23 protein-coding genes are annotated in these 21,197 nt (G+C 72.2%); 18 read left to right on the top strand and 5 right to left on the bottom strand.

From position 1 onward, the window contains the following. Positions 1 to 76 precede the first annotated feature (76 nt). Genes ACLBXX_RS14415 through ACLBXX_RS14405 form a run of 3 tightly spaced genes read left to right on the top strand, consistent with a single transcriptional unit; the run spans position 77 to position 3,162 of the window. Positions 77 to 676 carry a gamma carbonic anhydrase family protein gene (locus ACLBXX_RS14415; RefSeq protein WP_447658565.1) on the top strand — a complete coding sequence of 200 codons (600 nt, stop codon included), beginning with the start codon at positions 77 to 79 and terminating at the stop codon, positions 674 to 676. A 52-nt stretch (positions 677 to 728) separates the two neighbouring features. Further along, positions 729 to 2,426 carry an MFS transporter gene (locus ACLBXX_RS14410; RefSeq protein WP_447658564.1) on the top strand — a complete coding sequence of 566 codons (1,698 nt, stop codon included), beginning with the start codon at positions 729 to 731 and terminating at the stop codon, positions 2,424 to 2,426. Between the two features lie 28 nt (positions 2,427 to 2,454). Next, complete coding sequence (locus ACLBXX_RS14405) at positions 2,455 to 3,162, top strand: DUF2652 domain-containing protein (protein ID WP_447658563.1); 708 nt, start codon at positions 2,455 to 2,457, stop codon at positions 3,160 to 3,162. 54 nt (positions 3,163 to 3,216) lie between these two features. Here the strand turns inward: ACLBXX_RS14405 and ACLBXX_RS14400 are convergent, their stop codons facing one another. Continuing rightward, positions 3,217 to 3,387, bottom strand: coding sequence for a hypothetical protein (locus ACLBXX_RS14400; RefSeq protein ID WP_375872682.1), 171 nt, complete (start codon positions 3,385 to 3,387; stop codon positions 3,217 to 3,219). Positions 3,388 to 3,447: 60 nt separating this feature from the next. Next, a complete protein-coding gene (locus ACLBXX_RS14395; RefSeq protein ID WP_447658562.1) occupies positions 3,448 to 6,120 on the bottom strand; it encodes a phosphoenolpyruvate carboxylase in 2,673 nt (890 codons plus the stop codon). A 174-nt stretch (positions 6,121 to 6,294) separates the two neighbouring features. On the opposite strand from ACLBXX_RS14395, the gene nhaA reads away from it, so the two are divergent. From nhaA to ACLBXX_RS14370, 5 genes are read left to right on the top strand one after another with little or no spacing between them, the layout of a single operon-like run. Then, positions 6,295 to 7,455, top strand: a complete 1,161-nt coding sequence (gene nhaA / locus ACLBXX_RS14390; protein WP_447658561.1) for a Na+/H+ antiporter NhaA — start codon at positions 6,295 to 6,297, stop codon at positions 7,453 to 7,455. Further along, the gene (locus tag ACLBXX_RS14385; protein ID WP_447658560.1) at positions 7,410 to 8,216 is read left to right on the top strand and encodes a MazG family protein; all 807 of its coding nucleotides are present in this window, start codon (positions 7,410 to 7,412) and stop codon (positions 8,214 to 8,216) included. The genes nhaA and ACLBXX_RS14385 overlap by 46 nt, the downstream gene beginning before the upstream one ends. Before the next feature lie 55 nt (positions 8,217 to 8,271). Then, positions 8,272 to 9,543, top strand: a complete 1,272-nt coding sequence (gene hisS / locus ACLBXX_RS14380; RefSeq protein WP_447658574.1) for a histidine--tRNA ligase — start codon at positions 8,272 to 8,274, stop codon at positions 9,541 to 9,543. A 49-nt stretch (positions 9,544 to 9,592) separates the two neighbouring features. Beyond that, entirely contained in the window at positions 9,593 to 9,847 is a 255-nt protein-coding gene (locus ACLBXX_RS14375; protein ID WP_447658559.1) for a hypothetical protein, read from the top strand. Continuing rightward, positions 9,844 to 10,392: a hypothetical protein gene (locus ACLBXX_RS14370; protein WP_447658558.1), complete on the top strand. Its 549-nt coding sequence runs from the start codon at positions 9,844 to 9,846 to the stop codon at positions 10,390 to 10,392. Before ACLBXX_RS14375 ends, ACLBXX_RS14370 begins: the two co-directional genes overlap by 4 nt. Here the strand turns inward: ACLBXX_RS14370 and ACLBXX_RS14365 are convergent. After that, on the bottom strand, positions 10,376 to 11,635 hold the full coding sequence (locus ACLBXX_RS14365; protein ID WP_447658557.1) for an APC family permease: 1,260 nt from the start codon (positions 11,633 to 11,635) through the stop codon (positions 10,376 to 10,378). The genes ACLBXX_RS14370 and ACLBXX_RS14365 overlap by 17 nt on opposite strands. 77 nt (positions 11,636 to 11,712) lie before the next feature. Here ACLBXX_RS14365 and ACLBXX_RS14360 point away from each other — a divergent pair, with 77 nt between their 5' ends. Together ACLBXX_RS14360 and ACLBXX_RS14355 are read left to right on the top strand one after the other, a co-directional pair. Further along, on the top strand, positions 11,713 to 12,153 hold the full coding sequence (locus ACLBXX_RS14360) for a YdeI/OmpD-associated family protein (protein WP_447658556.1): 441 nt from the start codon (positions 11,713 to 11,715) through the stop codon (positions 12,151 to 12,153). A 309-nt stretch (positions 12,154 to 12,462) separates the two neighbouring features. After that, complete coding sequence (locus ACLBXX_RS14355; protein ID WP_447658555.1) at positions 12,463 to 13,290, top strand: SGNH/GDSL hydrolase family protein; 828 nt, start codon at positions 12,463 to 12,465, stop codon at positions 13,288 to 13,290. Here the strand turns inward: ACLBXX_RS14355 and ACLBXX_RS14350 are convergent. Further along, a complete protein-coding gene (locus ACLBXX_RS14350) occupies positions 13,277 to 13,783 on the bottom strand; it encodes a VOC family protein (protein ID WP_447658554.1) in 507 nt (168 codons plus the stop codon). The genes ACLBXX_RS14355 and ACLBXX_RS14350 overlap by 14 nt on opposite strands. Before the next feature lie 92 nt (positions 13,784 to 13,875). On the opposite strand from ACLBXX_RS14350, the gene ACLBXX_RS14345 reads away from it, so the two are divergent. Beyond that, positions 13,876 to 14,637, top strand: a complete 762-nt coding sequence (locus ACLBXX_RS14345; protein WP_447658553.1) for a helix-turn-helix domain-containing protein — start codon at positions 13,876 to 13,878, stop codon at positions 14,635 to 14,637. Positions 14,638 to 14,640: 3 nt separating this feature from the next. On the opposite strand, the gene ACLBXX_RS14340 is transcribed toward ACLBXX_RS14345, so the two are convergent. Next, positions 14,641 to 15,120: a PaaI family thioesterase gene (locus ACLBXX_RS14340; protein WP_447658552.1), complete on the bottom strand. Its 480-nt coding sequence runs from the start codon at positions 15,118 to 15,120 to the stop codon at positions 14,641 to 14,643. A 99-nt stretch (positions 15,121 to 15,219) separates the two neighbouring features. On the opposite strand from ACLBXX_RS14340, the gene ACLBXX_RS14335 reads away from it, so the two are divergent. The 7 genes from ACLBXX_RS14335 to ACLBXX_RS14305 all read left to right on the top strand — a co-directional run bounded on the left by ACLBXX_RS14335 (position 15,220) and on the right by ACLBXX_RS14305 (position 21,197). Then, entirely contained in the window at positions 15,220 to 15,591 is a 372-nt protein-coding gene (locus tag ACLBXX_RS14335) for a GntR family transcriptional regulator (RefSeq protein WP_447658551.1), read from the top strand. Beyond that, a complete protein-coding gene (locus ACLBXX_RS14330) occupies positions 15,569 to 16,591 on the top strand; it encodes a DUF1648 domain-containing protein (RefSeq protein ID WP_447658550.1) in 1,023 nt (340 codons plus the stop codon). Before ACLBXX_RS14335 ends, ACLBXX_RS14330 begins: the two co-directional genes overlap by 23 nt. A 32-nt stretch (positions 16,592 to 16,623) precedes the next feature. After that, complete coding sequence (locus tag ACLBXX_RS14325) at positions 16,624 to 17,292, top strand: O-methyltransferase (protein WP_447658549.1); 669 nt, start codon at positions 16,624 to 16,626, stop codon at positions 17,290 to 17,292. Between the two features lie 108 nt (positions 17,293 to 17,400). Continuing rightward, complete coding sequence (gene eno / locus ACLBXX_RS14320; protein ID WP_375872695.1) at positions 17,401 to 18,681, top strand: phosphopyruvate hydratase; 1,281 nt, start codon at positions 17,401 to 17,403, stop codon at positions 18,679 to 18,681. A gap of 137 nt (positions 18,682 to 18,818) precedes the next feature. After that, positions 18,819 to 19,307: an FtsB family cell division protein gene (locus ACLBXX_RS14315; RefSeq protein WP_447658548.1), complete on the top strand. Its 489-nt coding sequence runs from the start codon at positions 18,819 to 18,821 to the stop codon at positions 19,305 to 19,307. 103 nt (positions 19,308 to 19,410) lie between these two features. Beyond that, positions 19,411 to 19,926 carry a DUF501 domain-containing protein gene (locus ACLBXX_RS14310; RefSeq protein ID WP_447658547.1) on the top strand — a complete coding sequence of 172 codons (516 nt, stop codon included), beginning with the start codon at positions 19,411 to 19,413 and terminating at the stop codon, positions 19,924 to 19,926. Further along, entirely contained in the window at positions 19,923 to 21,197 is a 1,275-nt protein-coding gene (locus tag ACLBXX_RS14305) for a S8 family serine peptidase (protein WP_387145926.1), read from the top strand. Before ACLBXX_RS14310 ends, ACLBXX_RS14305 begins: the two co-directional genes overlap by 4 nt.

The raw sequence follows: 21,197 nt of genomic DNA, 5'->3' as shown, positions 1-21,197 counted from the left end.
CCACGGTCGCGGCGTCGATCGGACGTGTGACGGCGGGCTACGCTGGCCCCATCCACGAAGGTCGGAGGCAGGAACGATGCGGTTCGAGCACCTCGGGGCACAGCCCCACATCCATCCCGACGCGGTCGTGGCGGCGACCGCGGTGATCAGCGGCGACGTCGAGATCGGCGCCGACAGCCAGATCCTGCACGGTGCGGTGATCACCGCCGAGGGCGGCGCGATCACCCTCGGCGCGAACGTCATCGTGATGGAGAACGCGCTCATCCGCGCCACCGCGACCAACCCGGTGCACATCGCCGACCACGTGCTGGTCGGCCCGATGGCGAGCGTCTCGGGCGCGGTCGTCGAGGAGGAGGTCTTCCTCGCGACCGGCACGCGCGTGTTCAACGGCGCGCACATCGGAGCGCGCAGCGAGGTGCGCATCAACGCCGTCGTGCACCTGCGCACGACGCTCCCCGTCGAGTCGACGGTGCCGATCGGATGGGTGGCCGTCGGCGACCCGGTGCAGATCCTGCCGCCCGATCGCCACGAGGAGATCTGGGCAGCGCAGCGCGAGCTCGACTTCCCCGGCTACGTCTTCGGCCTCGACCGCGAGACTCCCGACCTCATGGTGCAGCTCACCGAGCGGTATGGCCGCAGCCTCGCGCGCCACGCCGCCGACCGACGCGTCGACTGAAGCCGCACGGGCGGCCCTGGTCTTCGGGCCCGCCAGACCCTAAAGTCGCGGCATGGGCCGTCTGGGGACCCGTTCGAGGCTCGATCAGGCCGTGGGCGCCTTCTCGAGCAATTGGCGCAACGCCAATCTCCGGCGCGCCCAGCTGAGCTTCCTCGGCGCCTGGACGGCGGAATGGGCGTTCACGGTCGCCCTCGGCATCGTCGCGTACAACGACGGCGGGGCGCTCGCGCTGGGGCTGGTGGGGCTGCTGCGGATGCTGCCCTCCGCCGTCCTCGCGCCGGTGCTGTCGCCGTTCGCCGACAGGGGCCGCCGCGAGCGCGTGCTCGTGGTGGTGTCGGTGCTCAGGGGTGTGGCGACGGCCGTCGCCGCGATCGTCGTGGCGCTCTCGGGCCCGATCGCCATGATCTACGCCCTCGCGGTGCTGTCCACCATCGCCGCGACCCTCTTCCGCCCCGCGCATTCGGCGCTGCTGCCCACGCTGTGCCGCACCGGGCACGAGCTGGCCAGCGCGAACGTCGTGCGCGGGCTGCTCGATTCGGTCGCGACGCTCGTCGGTCCGCTGCTGGCGGCCATCGTCCTCGCGTTCTCGGACGTGTCGATCGTGTTCGCGGTGGCGGCCGCAGCCTCACTCTGGGCCGCGCTCCTGCTGTTCCGCGTGCGCTACGACGCGCCGCCGCGGCCGCCGGCGCCGCGCCCGGACCTCGTGAAGGAGGCGATCGAGGGCTTGCGGGCGGTCGGGCGCAGCCGCGATCTGCAGCTGATCCTCGGGCTCGCGGCGGCGCAGTCGCTCACCCGCGGGGCGCTGACCGTCTTCTCCGTCGTCGTCGCGATCGAGCTCCTGGGGATGGGCGAGTCCGGCGCCGGCGCGCTCATGGCGGCTGTGGGAGTGGGAGCGGTGGTCGGCTCGCTCGCCGCGTCGCTCCTGGTGGGCACGGGTCGGCTGGGCGCATGGTTCGCGGTGGGGGTCGCCCTGTGGGGTCTGCCCATCGCCCTCGTCGGCGTCTTCCCGCAGCAGGCGGCCGCGCTGTTCCTGCTCTCGTTCGTCGGCGTCGGCAATGCACTGATCGACCTCGCGGGGTTCACCCTCATCGGAAGGCTGGCGCCCGACGCGGTGATGGCGCGCGTGTTCGGAGTTCTCGAGAGTCTGGTGGCGATCTCGATCGGCGTCGGCTCGATCCTCGCCTCGGGGGTCATCGCGTGGATGGGGGTCGAGGCGGCGCTCGTCGTGATCGGCCTGGTGTGTCCGGTGCTGGCGCTGGCGTCGTGGTGGCGGCTGCGTCGCCTGGATCGATCCGTCGACGCGCTCGATCTCGAGGTGTCCCTTCTGCAGCGGGTGCCGATGTTCCAGCCCCTGCCGCTGCCCTCGATCGAGCAGCTCGCCCGCGGGCTCGAGCCCGTGGAGGTGGCACCGGGGACGCCGGTGTTCACGCAGGGTGACGTGGGCGATCGCTACTACGTGATCGAGCGAGGCACAGCCGACGTCATCGGCGACGGGAGGGTCGTCGCGACGCTCGGCGAGGGGGAGGGGTTCGGCGAGATCGCGCTGCTGCGCAGAACGCGCCGGACGGCCACCGTCTCCGCGCACACGGCCCTCCGCCTCAAAGCGCTCGCGTCCGAGAAGTTCACCGCGGTCGTGCTCGGCTACGCGCCCAGCGCCCAGGCCGCTGCGACGAGTGTCGACCGGCAGCTGGATCGATTCGCACCGGGCGAACCGCTCGACGAGCCTGGGCCACGCGAGGAGCGCGGATGACAACAGCTGATCGAAAGGGACGTGAGGCATGACGACTTCGCGAACGACTCTGCTGATCGCCGACATCGGCGGCTACACCGAGTACATGGGCTCGCATCGCCTGACGCTCGCGCACGCCGAGGTCAACACGGCGAGGATGCTCCAGAGCATCGTGCGGGCGGCCAGGGGCTTCGAACTCGTCGAGATCGAGGGCGATGGAGCCTTCCTGTCGCGCCGCGCGGGGACGCGTGACCCCGACACGACGCTGGCCGACATCCTGCAGGTCGCCGTCGCGATGCATCGCGCCTTCCACCGCGAGCGCGAGTATGTCGTGCAGAACCTCTGCCCATGCGGTGGGTGCCGCCAAGCCCGAGACCTCAAACTGAAGTTCGTCGCGCACGTGGGAGATGTCGCGACGCAGAGCGTCAGCGGCAGGTCGAAGCTCGTGGGAATCGACGTCATCCTGGTCCACCGGCTGCTCAAGAACTCCGTCGGGATCCCCGAGTACGTGCTGCTCACCGAGGACCTGTACGCCGCCGACGCGCCCGCCCTTCCCTCGTCCGTCGGCGAGATCACCCCCGACCTCGAGGGGATCGGCAGCGTCCACGCCTACTTCGTCGACGTGGCCGATCTGGACGGTGCCGGTGCCGAGGCGCTCAAGCCCACGCTGCGCTCGCGGCTGGGCAGCACGTTCTCGGCGGTGGGCCAGGGGCTGCCGTACATGCTCGGGACGAAGAAGCCCCGCCGCGCCCGGTAGGGGACAGCGAGCGGGTCGGATGCTGCGGGCCGCAGCATCCGTGAATCTTCGACGTCAGTCCCAGGCGAGGCCGCAGTCGCGGCAGCAGAACTCGAGGCGGTCGACCGAGCCGTCGTCGAGGTGGCCCCGACGCTCCCACTCAATCCGGAACCACCGCGGTTCGGTCGCCCGCACATCGAGCGACCCGCACCAGGGGCAGACTTCGGCGACGACGATCCGTGCCATGGGCGCCACGGTACGCCGGGGTCTGGGCGATCCCGGTTGCGACGCGCGGCGGGGTGCGGGTCAGCCCGTGTTCTGCAGTCCGGCCGCGACACCCGAGACCGACAGCAGCAGCAGGCGCTGCAGCTCGGGGTCGACCGGCGCGCCCTCGGGAGCCTCTCGGAGCGCCCGGAGCGCCCGCAACTGGAGCAGCGAGAGCGCGTCGACGTAGGGGCTGCGCATCTTGACGGCACGCTGCAGCACGGGCTTGTTGCCGAGCAGCTCGGTCCCGCCGGTGATGCGGATCACCCAGTCGCGCGTGAGGTGCATCTCGTCGCGCACGAGCGCCGCGAGGTCGTCGCGGTCGCCGAGCTCGAGGTAGTGCAGGGCGATGCGGTCGTCGGTCTTGGCGAGGCTCATGGCGACGTTGTCGATGAGCGTGCGGAACAGCGGCCACTCCTGGTACGCCCGCTGCAGCAGCGGCTCGTCGCCGACCGCCTCCAGCGCCGTTCCCAGACCGAACCAGCCGGCGAGGTTGATGCGCGCCTGCGTCCACGCGAACACCCACGGGATGGCGCGGAGGTCCTCGAGGGACTCGACCGACAGGCCGCGGCGGGCCGGCCGGGAGCCGAGGGCGAGCAGGCCGATCTCCTCCATCGGCGTCACGCGGGCGAACCACGGCGCGAATCCGGGCGCCTTCACGAGCGAGAAGAAGCGCTCGCGGGATGCCGCGTCCATCGTCGCGGCCACGTCGGCGTACGTCGCCGCAGCGGTGCGGTTGCGCTCCTCGTTCGAGGGCGACGACGCGAGCAGGATCGCCGCGGCGACCTGGTCGATGTGGCGCATGGCGATCGCGGGATCGCCGTAGCGGGCGAAGATGACCTCGCCCTGCTCGGTGAGCTTGAACCGGCCGTCGACGGAGTGCGGCGGCTGCGCCATGATCGCGGAGTTCGCGGGACCGCCGCCGCGCCCGAGGGCGCCGCCGCGACCGTGGAAGAGGGTGAGCTCGATGCCGTTCTCGTCAGCCCACGCGGCGATCTTCGCCTGCGCCTCGTACAGCGCGAGGTTGGCGGCGACGGGGCCGACGTCCTTCGAGGAGTCCGAGTAGCCGAGCATGACCTCGAGGCGGCGCCCGGTGGCCTCCAGACGTGCGGCGAACTCGGGGTGCTCGACGATCTCGGCGAGGATGCGGGGCGCGGCCTGCAGATCGGCGAACGTCTCGAACAGCGGGATGACATCCAGCACGGGCGGCGTGCCGTCGGGTCCGACCGCGTAGGCGGCGAGCTTGTGCACGTTCGCGAGGTCGTCGGCCGACTGCGTGAACGACACGATGTACCGACCGGCGGCCCGCGGGCCGTAGCGCTCCTGCAGGAACCCGACGGTGCGCACGACGTCGAGCACCTCTTCGGCGAGCTCGCTGCGCGGTGCGCCCGACTCGAGTTCGGCGAGCACCTTGGCGTGCACGGCCGAGTGCTGGCGCACCTCGAGCTCGGTGAGGTGGAAGCCGTAGGTCTCGACCTGCCACAGCAGCTGCTGCAGGTGGCCATAGGCCTGACGCGGCGCGCCGGCCTGCACGAGCGAGTCCTGCACGACGCGGAGGTCGGCCAGCAGGTGCTCGGGGTCGCGGTAGGCGAGGTCGGCGTTGCGGGCGCGGGTCGCCTCGATCTTGCGGGCGATGAGCAGCAGGATGCGCCGGTGCGGCTCGTCGGGGGAGCGCTTGGCGATGTCCTTCGCGGCGTCCTCGTCGGCCGCCTTGAGGCGCCGCCACAGCGCGAGAAGGGCATCGCTCGGCGGCGTGGTCGAGGCGTCGAGCGTCATCGTGCGGCCGATGCGGCTGGTCGTGCGCGCCAGGCCGATGAGCACGTGCTCGCTCGCGATCGCGGAGGCCTTGCGGGTGACGGATGCCGTCACGAAGGGGTTGCCGTCACGGTCGCCGCCGACCCACGAACCGACGCGCACGAACGGGCGCACGACCGGCGCGCGCCCGCCCGCGGCGGGGCCCTGCAGGGCGTCGTCCACGCGGCGGTACACGTGGGGGACCGCCGTGTAGAGGGTGTCGTCGAACACGGCCATGACCGCGCGGACCTCGTCGGTGGGGGCGGGCTTCTCGGGCCGCAGCGGCGCGGTGCGCCACAGGGTGTCGATCTCCTCGAGCATGCGGCGCTCGGCGCGGCGCTCGTCGGCGCCGCCGCGCAGCGACGCGTCGTGCTCCTCGAGAAGGGTCGCGAGGCGGCGGATGCTGGTCGACACCGCGCGGCGGCGGGCCTCGGTCGGGTGGGCCGTGAACACCGGGTGGAACCGCATGCCCTGCAGGCGCTTCAGGGCTGTGTCGTCGCCGACCTCGGCGGCCAGGCGCACGAACGCGGCGGCGACCGAGTCGGTCGCCTGCTCGCGGTCGGGGCGCCCGTCGCGCTCGCGCAGCACGCGCACGCGCTGGTGCTCCTCGGCGAGGTTCACGAGGTGGAAGTACGCGGTGAACGCCCGCGCGACCTCGTCGGCGCGGGCGATCGTGAACGAGTCGGCGATGGCGGCGGCTCGGGCGAACGCCTCCGGCGTCTCGTCGGTATACGCCTGGATCGTCGCGGTGCGCAGGCGCTCGACATCCTCGTACAGTCCCGGCGAACCGCTCTCGCGCAGCACCTGACCGAGGAGCGTCCCCAGCATGCGGACGTCGCCGCGCATCTGCTCGGGGATCGCCTGCTCCGCCTCGTACCGCCCGACGAGGTCGATCGCTTCGGTGTGGGTGAGTTCACGCATCTCTCCAGGCTAACGGCGCGGTGTTTCCCCGACGTGACGGTGGACGCTGTGTGACGATCCGTCGGGGCTGTCGCTCGGCGATACCTCGAACCTGCTCGCTACACTGACCCGTGGAGCGCCGGGAAGTCTGGTCGGCACGTCCCCGTCGACCCGCGATCCCCTCCCGGAGGCCAGATGTCGCTTCTCCGCTCCGCCCGTTTCCCCGCGATCATCCTGCTCCTCGCGGCGGGTCTCGGCCTGTTCGTCGCCAACTCGGCGTGGGGCCCCGCCGTCGACGACGCGATGCACGCCTACCTCGGCATCCCGGGCGTGTTCGAGCTCAGCCTCTCGCACTGGATCAAGGACGGGCTGCTCGCGGTCTTCTTCTTCGTCGTCGCGGTCGAGCTGCAGTACGAGCTCACCGCCGGCCAGCTCAACTCGGCGCGCAAGGCGATGCAGCCCGCGATCGCGGCCGCCGGCGGCGTGCTCATCCCCATCGCGATCTACGCCGCGATGGCATGGGGATCGGATGCCACGGCGGGCTGGCCGATCCCGACCGCGACCGACATCGCGTTCGCGCTCGGGGTGCTCGCGGTGTTCGGCCGCGGGCTGCCGTCGGGGCTGCGCGTGTTCCTCCTCGCGCTCGCGATCCTCGACGACATCGTCGGCATCGTGTTCATCGCGGTGCTCTTCACGACCGGGGTGAACGTCGCGGCGCTCGCCGGGGCGGCGGTCGCGGTCGTCGCCTTCGGCATCCTGAGCAGACAGCTCGACTCGCGCGGTCGCGTGCCGATCGCTGCCGTCCTGGTGCTGCTGGCGATCACGACGTGGGTTCTGGTGTACCTGTCGGGTGTGCACGCCACCATCGCGGGCGTGGCGCTCGGGCTCGCGATGGCCCAGAGCCCGGCGCTGCGTGTGCGGCATGAGCTCGAGCCGTGGGTCAACGTCATCGTGCTCCCGGTGTTCGCGTTCTCCGCGGCGCTCGTGCCCATCCCGTCGGTGCCGCTGTCCGAGCTGTCGCCCGCGTTCTGGGGCGTGCTGGTCGCGCTGCCGGTCGGCAAGGTCGTCGGCATCTCGCTGTTCGGGTGGATCTCGCTGCGCATCGGGCACCGGGGAAGCGCCCCGCCCCTCGCCTTCGCGGACCTGCTCGCGGCCGGCGCCCTCGGCGGCATCGGGTTCACGGTGTCGCTCCTGCTCTCCGAGCTCGCGTTCTCCGACGCGGCGGCGCTGCGCGACCAGGCGACGCTCGGCGTGCTCGCGGGTTCCGTGATTTCGCTCCTCCTGGCCGCAGGGCTCGTATCGTGGCGGGCATGGCACTATCGACGCCGGACGGCGGCAGCATCCGTGACGACGTGACCGCACCCCGCTCGCCGGGGGCGGCCGACCCGCTCCGCGAGGCGGCAGACGTCATGCACGCGGTGCGCGACCGCTGCGTCTGGACGCAGCAGATCGACCACCGCGCCCTCGTGCCCTACCTCGTGGAGGAGAGCGCCGAGCTGATCGACGCCGTCGAGGAGGGCTCACGCGAGGAGCTGCGCGAGGAGCTCGGCGACCTGCTGTGGCAGGTGCTGTTCCACTCCGAGATCGCCTCGCGCGACGAGGACGACCCCTTCGACATCGACGACGTCGCCCGCGGACTCACCGACAAGATGGTGCGGCGGCATCCGCATGTCTTCGGCGACGCCGTCGCGACGACACCGGAGGAGGTGCTGATCCACTGGAACGCCGCGAAGGCCGCGGAGAAGCACCAGCGTCGGTCGGTCCTCGACGGGGTGAGCGAACGGATGCCGAGCCTCGCACTCGCCCAGAAGCTCCTGTCGAAGGCCTCCCAGGCCGGCGTCGACACCGCGAGAGTTCAGCTCGTCGACGAGAATGCGGTTGGTTCCCCACCTCTCGGCGACCAGGTGCACTCTCGCGGGACCGGCGTCGGGGAACCCGCGACGGAGGCCGCGCTCGGCGACGCGCTCCTGGACCTCGTCGCCACCGCCCGAGCCAACGGCTGGGACGCTGAGCGCGCGCTGCGCGAACGCCTGCGACGGCTCGAGCACGACATCCGGGCCGCCGAAGGCACCCCGGAGGACCTGGAAAGAGCGCCTGCGGCCCCTCGGGAGGAGTGACCTCGATCCGACCTGGAAAGATAGGGGCGTGGCATCCGTCAATCCGCCGCGCGGCATGCGCGACTTCCTCCCCGCTGAAAAGGCCCGTCGCGAGAGCGTGCTCGCCGTCATCCGAGAGCGCTACCGCGCCCACGGGTTCGACGAGATCGAGACGCCCGTCATGGAGGAGTACTCGCGGCTGCACGCGGGCATCGGCGGCGACAACGAGAAGCTCGCGTACAACGTGCTCAAGCGTGGCCTCGACGCCGACGCGATCCGCGGTGCGGCCGACGACCCGGCGGCACTCACCGACCTCGGCCTGCGCTACGACCTCACGGTGCCGCTCGCCCGGTTCTACGCGACCAACCGCGGCCAGCTGCCGTCGGTGTTCCGCTCGATCCAGATCGCCCCGGTGTGGCGCGCCGAGCGCCCGCAGAAGGGCCGCTACCGCCAGTTCGTGCAGTGCGACATCGACATCATCGGCGACGCGTCCGCGCGCGCCGAGGCCGAGCTCGCGGTCGCGACGCTCGACACGCTCGACGCGCTCGGGCTCGAGGGCGGCAGCATCCGCATCAACGACCGGCGCGTCCTCGACTGGATGCTCGACAGCTTCGGCTTCACGTCCGACGAGCGCCCGGGCGTCCTCATCACGATCGACAAGCTCGACAAGCTCGGCCCCGACGGCATCGTCGCCGAGCTGCGCGAGCGCGGCGCGACCGCCGGCGCGGTGGACGCGTTCGAGGCGTTCATGCGCCGTCCGATGACCCTCGAGTACAACCCCTACGGCGACCGCCAGATCCGCAAGGCGCTGCCCGAGGGCGCGCCCGACGAGATCGTCGCGCACCTCGTCGGCATCGGCGCGGCGGTGGCGGCCGCGCGCGGCTCGGCGACGGAGCTCGAGGGCGACATCCCGCTCGTGTTCGACCCGTTCCTCGTGCGCGGCATGGGTTACTACACCGGCACGATCTTCGAACTGGCGCATCCTTCGGTCGACTACTCGCTCGGTGGCGGCGGCCGCTACGACGGCATGATCGGCCGTTTCCTCGGGCAGGACGTGCCCGCCGTCGGGTTCTCGATCGGCTTCGAGCGCATCGTCGACCTGGTGGCGGAGCGGACGGATGCTGCGGCCCCGGCCGTCGTCCTCGTCCACGACCGCGGCGTCTCCGAGGGGGAGCTCCTCGCGCTCAAGGCAGGGCTGGTGCGCCAGGGATCGCGTGTGCGTCTCGAGCAGCGGACCAAGAACCTGAAGGCGCTCCTCGAGCGCGCAGCATCCGACGGCTACACCGCCTTCGCGACGGTGGGCGCGGGCACGACGGCGGACGCCCTCGAGGTCAAGCCGCTCGGTTGATGTCAACTGAATCTTGACGCCGAGCCCGCGTCAAGAATAGGTTGACACTATGAGCACTTCGACATCCCGCAGTTCCGCCACTCCTGGCCGCATCGTCGGCGTGGCCATCGTCTCGATCGTGGTCGGTCTCGGCCTCGTGCTCCTCAGCGTCGGCTTGGACTGGGAAGGCTTCGGCGGGGGTGCGGTCATCGGCGTGGGCATCGGCTTCGCCGCCGTCGGCATGTACTTCTGGGGCTATGCCAACGGGCTGCGCCGGCCGTCGTCGCGCGGTACGTGGCTTCCGAGCCGGGACGGACGCGGGTGACCGATCTCGCCGACGCGATCGGTCGTGCGGTGCTCGCGGACGCGGGCATCGGCCCCGATCAGGCGCTGACCGACGGCGAGCACCTCGCCCTCGTCGCTGCCGGTGCGCGCGCGGAGCACGAGGTGCGGGCGATCCTCCAGAGCTCCGTCACCGCGGCGCGGGCCGGGGGCGCGAGCTGGGCGCGCATCGGCTCCGAGCTCGGGATGACGCGCCAGGCCGCGCAGCAGCGGTTCGGGGGCGGCGCCGGGTCGTCCCGGGTCGCCGTCGGCGACCTGGCTGCGGAACGCTGGCTCGGACCCGTGACGGCCTTCGACGAGATGGCCGAGCTGGAGCTCGCCGGGCGCGCGGGCTGGCGCACGGTGGAGGTCGGCACCCTCGCCCATCGCATGGTGCGCACCGACACGCAGTGGGAGCACCGCCGCATCCTGTGGCGCGCGTCGCTCGCGGCAGAGCACGCCGACGGCTGGGAGGTGGGGTGCCGGGCCTTCCCGTGGATCTACCTCGTCCGGGACCGCGGGGTTCCGGCCGTCACGCCGGGGGAGTGAGCCGGCGTCGCAGACGCAGGGCGCGATACGCCACCCCGACCCCGACGACGACCACCCCGGCCACGACGGACTCCCACGGCAGCGTCACCGCGAGGACGAGGCATCCGATCGCCCCGATGATCTGCAGCACGACCGGGTAGCGCCGCGCGTCGCCGCGCTGGCGGAAGGCGGCGACGTTCGCGACGAAGTAGTACAGCAGCACCCCGAACGATGAGAAGCCGATCGCGCCGCGGAGGTCGACGAGCGCCACGAGCACCACGACGACCGCGGCCGCGGCGAGCTCGGCGCGGTGCGGCACGTGCCAGCGCGGGTGCACGGCGTCGAACAAGCCGGGCAGATCCCGCTCGCGCGACATCGCGAACGCGGTCCGGCTCACTCCCGCGATGAGCGCGAGCAGCGCGCCGAGCGAGGCGGCCGCGGCGCCGATGCGCACCACGACGTCGATCCACACCCAGCCCGACCGTGCGGCGGCGTCGGCGACCGGCGCGGTCGACGCGGCGACGGCGTCGGGACCCAGTGCGCTCAGCACCGCGACAGCGACCACGGCGTACACCGTGAGCGCGATGAGGAACGCGATCAGAATCGCCCGCGGGATGACGCGGCGCGGATCGCGTACCTCCTCGCCGATCGTGGCGATGCGCGCGTACCCGGCGAACGCGAAGAACAGCAGGCCGGCGGACTGCAGGATGCCGTAGCCGCCGCCCGCCCAGACCGTCTCGGCCGTGAACCAGTCCGGGGTGGAGCCCGCCGAGAAGGCGGCGGTGATGGCCGCGGCCAGCGCACCGAGTGAGATCACGACGATCACGCGCGCGGCGCCGGCGGTGCGTGTGACGCCGAACCAGTTGACGGCGGTGAGCGCCACGACGGCCGCGATGGCGACGGGGCGCTCCCACCCCGCAGGCGCCGCGTATGCGGCGAAGGTCAGCGCCATCGCCGCGCAGCTCGCGATCTTGCCCATGACGAAACCCCAGCCCGCGACGAACCCCCACCAGGGGCCGAGCTCCGCGCGCCCGTAGGCGTACGTTCCGCCCGACGTCGGGTAGGCGGCGGCCAGCTGCGCGGACGAGGTCGCGTTGCCGAACGCGACGACGGCGGCGATCGCGAGGCCGATGAGCAGACCGGTGCCCGCGGCATCCGCTGCCGGCGCCCACACGGCGAAGACGCCGGCGCCGACCATCGAGCCGAGGCCGATGAACACGGCGTCGCCGAGCCCGAGGCGGCGCTGGAGCGCGGGGGAGGTCACGGGCGAACTCTAGCCCGCGGGGAGGAATGGGCGGTTCGGGGTTCCCGGGCTGCCCCGCGCCCGCGAGGATGGGGGCCATGACGCTGCAGATCCACACCGTGCTCGCGCCGACGGGCCCGGCCACCGCCATCGAGCTGACCGACGAGCAGGTCGCCGAGCTCGGCGGCGGCAAGCGCGCGGCGGTCGTCGTCGGGATCGGCGGGCGCACCGCGCGCGTGCGCCTCGGCGTGATGGGCGGGCGGAACCTCATCGGCTTCTCGAAGGCCGTGCGGGCCGAGCTGGGCGTCGAGATCGGCGACGAGGTCGACGCCACGATCGATCTCGACACCGCCGAGCGGGAGGTCGATGTTCCCGCCGACCTGGCTGCCGCGCTCGAGGCCGCGGGCGCGCGGGCCGCGTTCGACGCGCTGACGTTCACCCGGCGCAAGGAGCTCGCACGCGGGGTGGCCGAGGCGAAGCGTCCGGAGACCCGCGAGCGCCGTGTGGCTGCCGCCGTGGAGGATCTGACCGCCTCGTAGACGGCGACCCGGCTGCGGTCCGGGTTTCGCGGCCCGCCTGCGACACTACGCGGCGAAGTCCGGACTTCGCACCTGCACCTGTGCGCAGCGCGGCGAAGTCCGGACTTCGCACTGCACCTGTGCGCTGTGCGGCGAAGTCCGGACTTCGCGACTGAACCTGTGCGCGGTGCGGCGAAGTCCGGACTTCGCGACTGAACCTGTGCGCGGAGGCGGGACGGCCCGGCGACCGATCGCGGGGGTGCACGGGCCCGCACCGGCACGTCAGTGGGGCGTCAGCATCCGTTCACCCGGCTGTTGTCGCATGGGGGCATGGCTCGTTCGCGTGAGATCGCGCCGCGGTCCGTCGTCGTCGGCACGGCGGGGATCGCGCTGGGCGCGGGCATCGTCCTGCTCGGCGGACGCGCGGTGCTGAAGCGCCAGGCGGCGGTCGCGCGGCGTCGCATCGGCAAGCCGCTCGGCGAGGAGGCGCTCGACGCCGACCGGGTCTGGGCTCGCCGCTTCGACGGCAAGCCGCTCGAGTTCGTCGTGCTCGGCGACTCGATCGCCGCCGGGCTCGGCGCGGAACGGCGCAAGGACACGCTCGGCGCCCGCCTGGCGAAGGGCCTCGCCCGGGCCGAGCGCCGGCCGGTGCGGCTGCGCACCGCGGCGATCGTGGGCTCGGAGTCCTCGGTGCTCGCCGCTCAGGTCGACGCGCTGCCCGCCGACTACCGCCCGGACGCCGCCGTCATCGTCGTGGGTGGCAACGACATCACGCATCGCGTGCCCGTGTCGACCTCGGTCGCCCACCTCGAGGAGGCGATCGTGCGCCTCCGCGCGCGCGGAGCAGTGGTCGTCGTCGGCACCTGCCCCGACCTCGGCGCGCTGCGCCCGGTGCCGCAGCCGCTGCGCGCCCTCGGCTCGCGGCTGTCGCGCCAGCTGGCCGACGCCCAGGCCGTCGCCGCGGCCCGCACCGGTGCGCGCGCCGTGTCGCTCGGCCGCGCCGTCGGGCCGTTCTTCGTGACCCAGCCTGACGAGATGTTCAGCCTCGACCGGTTCCACCCGAGCGCGCTCGGCTATCGCCGCACGGCCGAGGCGCTGCTGCCCGCCCTCCTCGCCGAACTCGCCGTCGCGCGGGAGGACGCGGTCAGCCCGCGCTGACCGAGGCGGCCCATTCCGCGACGCGCGCGGCGCTCTCCTCCTCCGAGAGGTCCTCGACGCGCGTCATGATCGACCACCGCACGCCGAACGGGTCGCGCACGCTGGCGTAGCGGTCGCCCGACACGAAGGTGGACGGCTCCTCGCGCACGGTCGCGCCGGCAGCGACCGCGCGGGCGGTCACCGCGTCGGCGTCCGGCACGTAGATGCCCATCGAGTAGCAGTCGTCGTCGCCCTCCGGCGCGGGGACGAGCCCGTACGCGGGCGAAGGCTCGCCGATCTGGAGGATGCCGAGGCCGAAGTCCAGCCCGGCGTGCACGACGAGCCCATCGAACTCGGTGACGTCGGTCACGCGCGCGCCGAACACGTCGCGGTAGAAGTCGAGCGCCTCCTTCGCCCCCCGGATCGCGAGGAAGGGGGTGAGGCTGGTCGCGCTGTTCGGGCGGCCGTCGGTCGTGTGGGCGCCGGTCGTGCCGGTCATGTTCTGCGTGCTCATGAGCCCATGCTCGCGGCGGACGGATGCTGCGGTCTTGGAGATTCGCGACACCATCGGTCCCGGGTGTCCGACCCGCGCACTACCGTGACGGAGTGACCGATCCGACGCGCGGCGTGCTCTACCCGGAGCGACTGCCGAGCTTCACACGCATCGCGCCGGAGGGCGAGGCATCCACTCTCGTCGAATGGTTCTGGATCCCGCAGTGGGACCTTCCCGACGCGGTCGTGTCGCGTCAGCCCGTCCTGGGCTATCCGGCCGCGAACCTCGCCGTCGAGCCGGACGGTGTCACGCTGTGGGGCGCCACGACGCGGGCCTCGGAGCGCGAGCTCCGGGGGAGCGGCTGGGCTGTGGGCGCTCTGCTGAAGCCCGCGGCGTTCGCCCGGCTGCACGACGCGCCGAGCGACCTGGTCGATGCGCACACCATCCTCGACGAGCCGAACCTGCTGCGTGCGGTGTCGGCGGCCATGCCCGACCTCGATGCGGCGGCGGCAGCCGTCTCGGGGTGGCTGGTCGAGCGCGTCGGACCGCCGACGTCCGACGCGCGCCTCGCGAACGCGATGGCCGACCTGCTCATGAGCGACCCGACGATCCTGCGGCTCGACGATGCGGCCGAACGCCTGCGCGTGTCGGTGCGCACCCTGCAGAGGCTCGCCCACCGCACGGTCGGTCTGTCCCCGGCCGCCATGATCCGGCGCCGCCGGCTGCAGGAGGCGGCGCAGCGCGTGCGGGAGGACCCCGACGCGGGGTTGGCCGACGTCGCTGCCGAGCTCGGCTACGCCGATCAGGCGCACCTCGCGAACGACTTCCGCGCAGTGCTGGGGTTCACGGCGACCGACTACCGAGCCGGCCGCTGACCCCTAGACGCCGCTCGCCGACGCCGTGGTCACGCGCTTCTTCTCGCGCACATAGACCTCGCGGCGCACGCGCGCGACGACGTCACCCGAGGCATCGGTGATGTCGGTCTCGAACCACTCCAGCACCTTCGCCCCGCCGCGTGCCCGCCCGCGGAGCTCTTCGGCCTTCTCGCGCGGCACGGCGAAGTGCGCCGTGAGCACCCCGCGACCGGGCTTCAGGAACTCGATCTCGCCGCGGGTGTCCCACACGACGTAGTCCCGTCCGAGCTGATGCATCACCAGCATGAAGTAGTACGGGTCCGTCATCGCCGACATCGAGCCGCCGAAAGCCGTCTTCACGTAGTTGCGGGTGAAGACGTTGACATGCAGTTCGACGGTGGCGCTCGTCCAGTCGTCGGCGAATCTCCGCACGCGGATGCCGCTGAAGAGGTTGGGGATCCACAGGCTCATGCCGATGGCGAGGCGTCGAGGGGTCACGCGCATGGGCCCCAGCATGGTCGACCGCGCTCCGCGGGCCGCATTCGATTGGTCGATCTCCACAATCCGATCCGGAAGTTGTTCTAGTTGTCATAGAATTAATGCGTGTTGGTGAGGATCGATCCCGAGAGCGATGCGCCGCTGTTCGCGCAGATCGCCGCATCCGTGCGAGCGGATGCCGCGGCCGGCCGCGTGCAGACGGGTGATCGCCTTCCTGCGGCCCGTGAGATCGCGGCCGCCCTCGGCGTCAACGTCCACACGGTGCTGCACGCCTATCAGGACCTCCGCGACGAGGGGCTCGTCGAGCTGCGGAGAGGACGCGGTGCGGTGGTCACCGCGCAGGCGGCGACCCTCGAGTCCCTCCACCACGACATCCACGACCTCGTCGCGCGGGCGCGCGCGGCGGGGCTCCCGTCCGACGCACTCGCCGCCCTCGTGAAGGAGATCGCCGCCCATGACGAACGCAACGCCCGCTGACCGCTCCGACCCGGTCGTCCGCCGCTTCGTGCTCGTCGCGGTGTGGCTGCCCGTCGCCCTGGTCGCCCTCGCGGTCGGCGTCCAGCTTCTGCTCCTCCCGCAGGTGCCGTCGCCGGTCGCCGTGCACTGGAACGCGGCGGGGGAGGCCGACGGCTTCGCGCCCGCGTGGACCCAGCCGCTGATGACCATGGCGTTCGGGCTCGGCATCCCGTTCCTGATCGCGCTGATGACGCTGCCGGGACTGCGTCGGGGTGAGCGCGGAGCGACCTACCGCCTCATGGGCGCCACGGCGGCGGCAACTTCCGCCCTGACGACAGTGGCGTTCACCGTCACGTTCGCGATGCAGGCGGGACTTGACAGCGCCGACGACGCGCCCCCGGTCTGGGTCGCGCTCGCCGCTGCGCTCGCCGCCGGCGCGCTGTTCGGCGTGGCCGCCTGGCTCATCCAGCCTCATCAGCACATGACTCCTGCCACGCCGGCGCCTGCCACGCCCCTCGCGCTCGCCGCAAACGAGCGTGCGGTGTGGGTGCGGGCCACCGCGATGAACACGGGAGGAGCGATCGCCATCGTCGCCGCCGTGCTCGCCGTGGCGGTCGCGGCCGTCGTGGCCTGGGTGACGGGCGCCGAGCCGCTGCTCACCTGGCTCCTCGCCGGCATCGCGCTCCTGCTCCTCGTGTTCGCCGCGACGACGCTCGCCTTCCACGTCCGCGTGGACGACACCGGCCTGCACGTCGACTCGGTGCTCGGCATCCCGCGGTTCCACGTGCCGCTCGCCGACATCGTCTCGGCGGCGCGAGTGGAGGTGAACCCGATGGGCGAGTTCGGAGGCTGGGGGCTCCGCCTCAGCACGGGGCGCCGGTTCGGCGTCGTGCTGCGCACGGGGGAGGCCATCGAGGTGCTCCGTCGCAGCGGCAAGCGGTTCGTCGTGACCGTCGACGACGCCGGCACCGGGGCGGCGCTCCTCGAGGCACTCGTCGCGCGGGCGGCCGCCAGGTCTTGACGCCCGGCGGGCGGCCGGATTGGCTGAGGGGCATGGCCGATCCCACTCCCGACACCTGGCGCCGTGTAGACGCCTACCTCACCGAGCTGCTGATCGGGCACGATCCCGGTCTCGAGCGGGCGGTCGCCGACCAGAACGACGCGGGCCTCCCGGCGATCGAGGTCGCGCCGGTCAACGGCAAATTCCTCCACCTGCTCGCGCGCATGTCGGGTGCCCGTCGCGTGCTCGAGATCGGCACCCTCGGCGCGTACTCGACGATCTGGCTCGCGCGCGGCATCCCCGCCGACGGCCGGGTCGTGACGATCGAGGCCGAGCCCCTCAACGCGGAGCTCGCCCGCAGGAACGTCGACCGCGCCGGGGTGGGAGACAAGGTCGAGATCCGGCTGGGGCGTGGCGCCGACGTGCTGCCGACGCTCGAGGGAGGCGAGCCCTTCGATCTCGTCTTCATCGACGCCGACAAGGAGTCCAACACGATCTACCTCGACTGGGCCGCCAGGCTCGGACGACCGGGCACCGTCGTGATGGTCGACAACACCGTCCGCGGTGGTGAGGTCGCCAACCCCGCGACCGAGAATCCCCAGATCATCGGCGTGCAGCGCGGGCTCGAGATGCTCGGGCGCGACCCGCGCTTCGACGCGACCGCCATCCAGACGCTCGACGCGAAGGGCTACGACGGGATCGCGATCGCGCTCGTCGTATGACGCTGAGGATGACGGATGCCTCTGGCCTCGGCATCCGTCATCACTAGACTCTTGGGCGGACCGACGACGCTCCGACGAACCACCCTCCACCAAGCAAGGAGACCCCCTGTGGCACAGATCGAGGCTGTAGGCGCCCGTGAGATCCTCGACTCGCGCGGAAACCCGACCGTCGAGGTGGAGGTGCTGCTCGACGACGGGATCGTCCAGCGCGCCGCCGTCCCCTCCGGCGCGTCGACCGGCGCTTTCGAGGCGTACGAGCTGCGCGACGGCGACAAGAGCCGCTACGGCGGCAAGGGCGTGCTGAAGGCGGTCGCGGCCGTCATCGACGAGCTCGGCCCCGCGATCGAGGGTGTCGAGGCGAGCGAGCAGCGTCTCGTCGACGAGATCCTCATCGCCACCGACGGCACCGAGAACAAGTCGCGCACCGGTGCGAACGCCATCCTCGGCGTCTCGCTCGCGGTGGCCAAGGCCGCCGCCGACTCGGCCGACCTGCCGCTGTTCCGCTACCTGGGCGGCCCGAACGCGCACGTCCTGCCCGTGCCGCTGTTCAACGTCATCAACGGCGGCGAGCACGCCGACAACGGCATCGACTTCCAGGAGTACTTCCTCGCCCCGATCGGTGCCGACACGTACGCCGAGTCGCTGCGCTGGGGCACCGAGGTCTACCACGTCCTCAAGGGCGAGCTCAAGGCCGCGGGCTTCTCGACCGGGCTCGGCGACGAGGGCGGATTCGCTCCCGACCTGCCCAGCAACCGCGAGGGCCTCGACTTCCTGATCAAGGCGATCGAGAAGGCCGGGTTCACCCCGGGCACGGACATCGGCGTCGGCCTCGACGTCGCGGCGACCGAGTTCTTCAAGGACGGCGTGTACACCGTCGAGGGCAAGGCCTGGTCGGCCGAGCAGCTGACCGACTACTACGCCGACCTCGTGGCGAACTACCCCGTCGTCACGATCGAGGACGCCCTCGCCGAGGACGACTGGGACGCGTGGAAGGACCTCACCGACAAGATCGGCAAGAAGGTCCAGCTCGTCGGCGACGACCTGTTCGTCACGAACCCCGAGCGCCTGCAGCGCGGCATCGATCTCGGCGTCGGTAACGCGCTGCTGGTGAAGGTGAACCAGATCGGCACGCTGTCGGAGACGCTCGACGCGATCGCCCTCGCCACGCAGAACGGCTACCGCTCGATGCTGTCGCACCGTTCGGGCGAGACCGAGGACACCACCATCGCCGACCTCGCGGTGGCCGTCAACGCGGGTCAGATCAAGACCGGCGCGCCCGCCCGCAGCGAGCGCGTCGCGAAATACAATCAGCTTCTGCGCATCGAAGAGGAGCTCGGCGAGGCCGCGGTGTTCGCGGGCCGCGGAGCCTTCCCCCGTTTCAAGGGCTGATGCACTGAAGACGTTCTAGCGACCTGCGCCGCGTAGCGGCTTGCTGACAGGAAGGGGGAGCCGTGGCCAAGACGACGGCTCCCCCTTCTCGTACTCAAGCGGCAGGCGCCGCTGCCGGTGCGCCTCGTCGCCGCCCCGTGAGCGCACGTCGCCCGGTCGACGTGCGGGCGTGGCTCGGCGGCATCCGTCTCTCCGGCTTCATGGTCATCATGATGGGCCTGGTCGTCCTCGCTGCCTTCGTGCTCGTGCCCACGATCGGCACCTACGTCGACCAGCGCCAGCAGGTCGCCGCTCTCGAGTCGGCGGTGCAGGTCAGCCGCGACGACGTCGCCGAACTCGAATCTCAGCGCGACCGCTGGCAGGACCCCGCGTACATCACCACGCAGGCGCGCGAGCGGCTGTATTACGTGAAGCCCGGCGAGGTGGTGTACCTCGTCGACGACGATCTGCCGCCCGAGCTCGCGCCGCAGGAGCAGGACCCGGTGAGCGACGAGCTCCAGGCCGCCGATGCGGACTGGATGGCGAAGCTGGTGCGTTCGGTCACCGAGGCCGGTCTCGCGCAGACCGTGGCGCCCGTGACAGTGGGCGTGCCCGACCCCGAACCCTCGACCAGCCCGACGCCGTGAGCGACGCCGGCCGCCGGGATCACGGCGGCGCGTTCGCCCGCCGCGTGGCCCAGGACCGTCCCAGGTGGCGCCGGTAGCCTGGGCCCGACCAAGGAGCACCTCTGTGACGACCCCGCCGTACCCCTCTGTCAGCGACGCCGACCTCGCCGTGCTCCAGGAACAGCTCGGTCGTCCCGCGCGCGGCGTCGTCGGCATCGCCGCGCGCTGCGTGTGCGGCAACCCTACGGTGGTGGCGACGTCGCCGCGCCTTCCCGACGGCACGCCGTTCCCGACGTTCTACTACCTTACCCACCCCGCCGCGACGGCCGCCATGTCGGGCCTCGAAGCCGACCACGTCATGCGTGAGCTTCAGGATGAGCTCGTCGACGAGGAGGTCGCCGCCGCTTACCTGCGTGCGCACGAGGCCTATCTGCAGGACCGCGCCCACTTCGGAGAGGTCGACGAGATCGCCGGGATCTCCGCGGGCGGCATGCCGACGCGTGTGAAGTGCCTGCACGCGCTCGCCGGCCATGCCCTCGCCGCCGGCCCGGGCGTCAACCCGATCGGCGACCGCGCACTGGCCATGTCGTCGTGGTCGCCCGAGCGCTGCGTCTGCGCGCAGCCGGGTTCGGGCGGATGATCCGGCGCCTGCTCGCGGCCGTCGCCGCGGCCGCCGTCGCGACGACCCTCGTCGTGGCCGGCCCCGCGGCCGCGCAGGCGGCTCCTGCCGACGACCCGGTGCGCAGCGCCGAGTACTGGCTCACCGACTACGGCGTCGAGAAGGCGTGGGAGACCACGCGCGGCGCCGGCGTGAAGATCGCGGTCATCGACACCGGGATCGGCCGCGGACCCGTCGCGTTCGACGGTGCGGTCGCCGGGGGAACGGATGTCTCGGGCGCCGGCTCACCCGATGGGCGCACGCCCGTCGGCGCCGTCGACAAGGACCACGGCAGCTGGGTCGCCTCGCTCGCCGCAGGCAGGGGCACCGGCCCCGACAGCGGGATGATCGGCGTCGCGCCCGAGGCGCAGCTGCTGTCGGTGTCGGTCGCGTTCGGCTCCTCGGCGCCGCGGCCTTTCTCCGACCAGATCGCCGATGCGATCCGCTGGTCGGTCGACAACGGCGCCGACGTCATCAACATGTCGCTGACGACGAACGTGCCGGACTGGCCGGAGAGCTGGGACGACGCCTTCCTGTATGCCTTCGAGCACGACGTCGTCATCGTCGTCGCCGCGGGAAACCGGGGGAGCGGCACGACGCGCGTCGGCGCACCCGCGACGATCCCGGGCGTGCTGACGGTGGGCGGCGTCGACCGATCGGGCAAGGCCAGCGTCGAGGCGTCGACCCAGGGCATCACGATCGGAGTCACGGCGCCGAGCGAGGAGCTCGTCGGGGTCTCCGCCGATTCGACGCTCGTCTCGTGGGACGGCACCAGCGGCGCGGCCCCCATCGTCGCCGGGATCGCGGCGCTCGTGCGGGCGGCGCACCCCGAGCTCGACGCGAACAACGTGATCAACCGCATCATCAAGACGGCTCGCCCCGCAGCGGGCGCGAAGGCTGTGCCGGATGTCCTGTACGGCTACGGACTGGTGGATGCCGCCGCCGCCGTCACCGCGAGCATCCCGAGTGTCACCGCCAACCCCATGGGCAGTCTCGAGGACTGGGTGCGCCTGTACCGCCGGGCGCCGGTCGCGCCGCTGCCGGAGGAGCCGACCGCCCCCGTGGAGGTTCCGCCCCTGCCGGACGCCGATCCCGCGACGCGCGCCGCATCGCCGCTTCTTCCCGATCGGGACACCGTCATCTATGGCACCCTCCCGCTCCTGCTGGTCACCGCGACGGCTATACTGGTGGCGCTCGGCGTCACCGCTGCTGTCCGACGCATCCGATTGGCGTCCCGCGCGCCGAGCCGCTGA

The organism is Microbacterium sp. C23T (assembly GCF_053345975.1).
The sequence above is the reverse complement of the archived record's forward strand: the minus strand, read 5'-3'. Positions and strand labels throughout refer to the sequence as shown.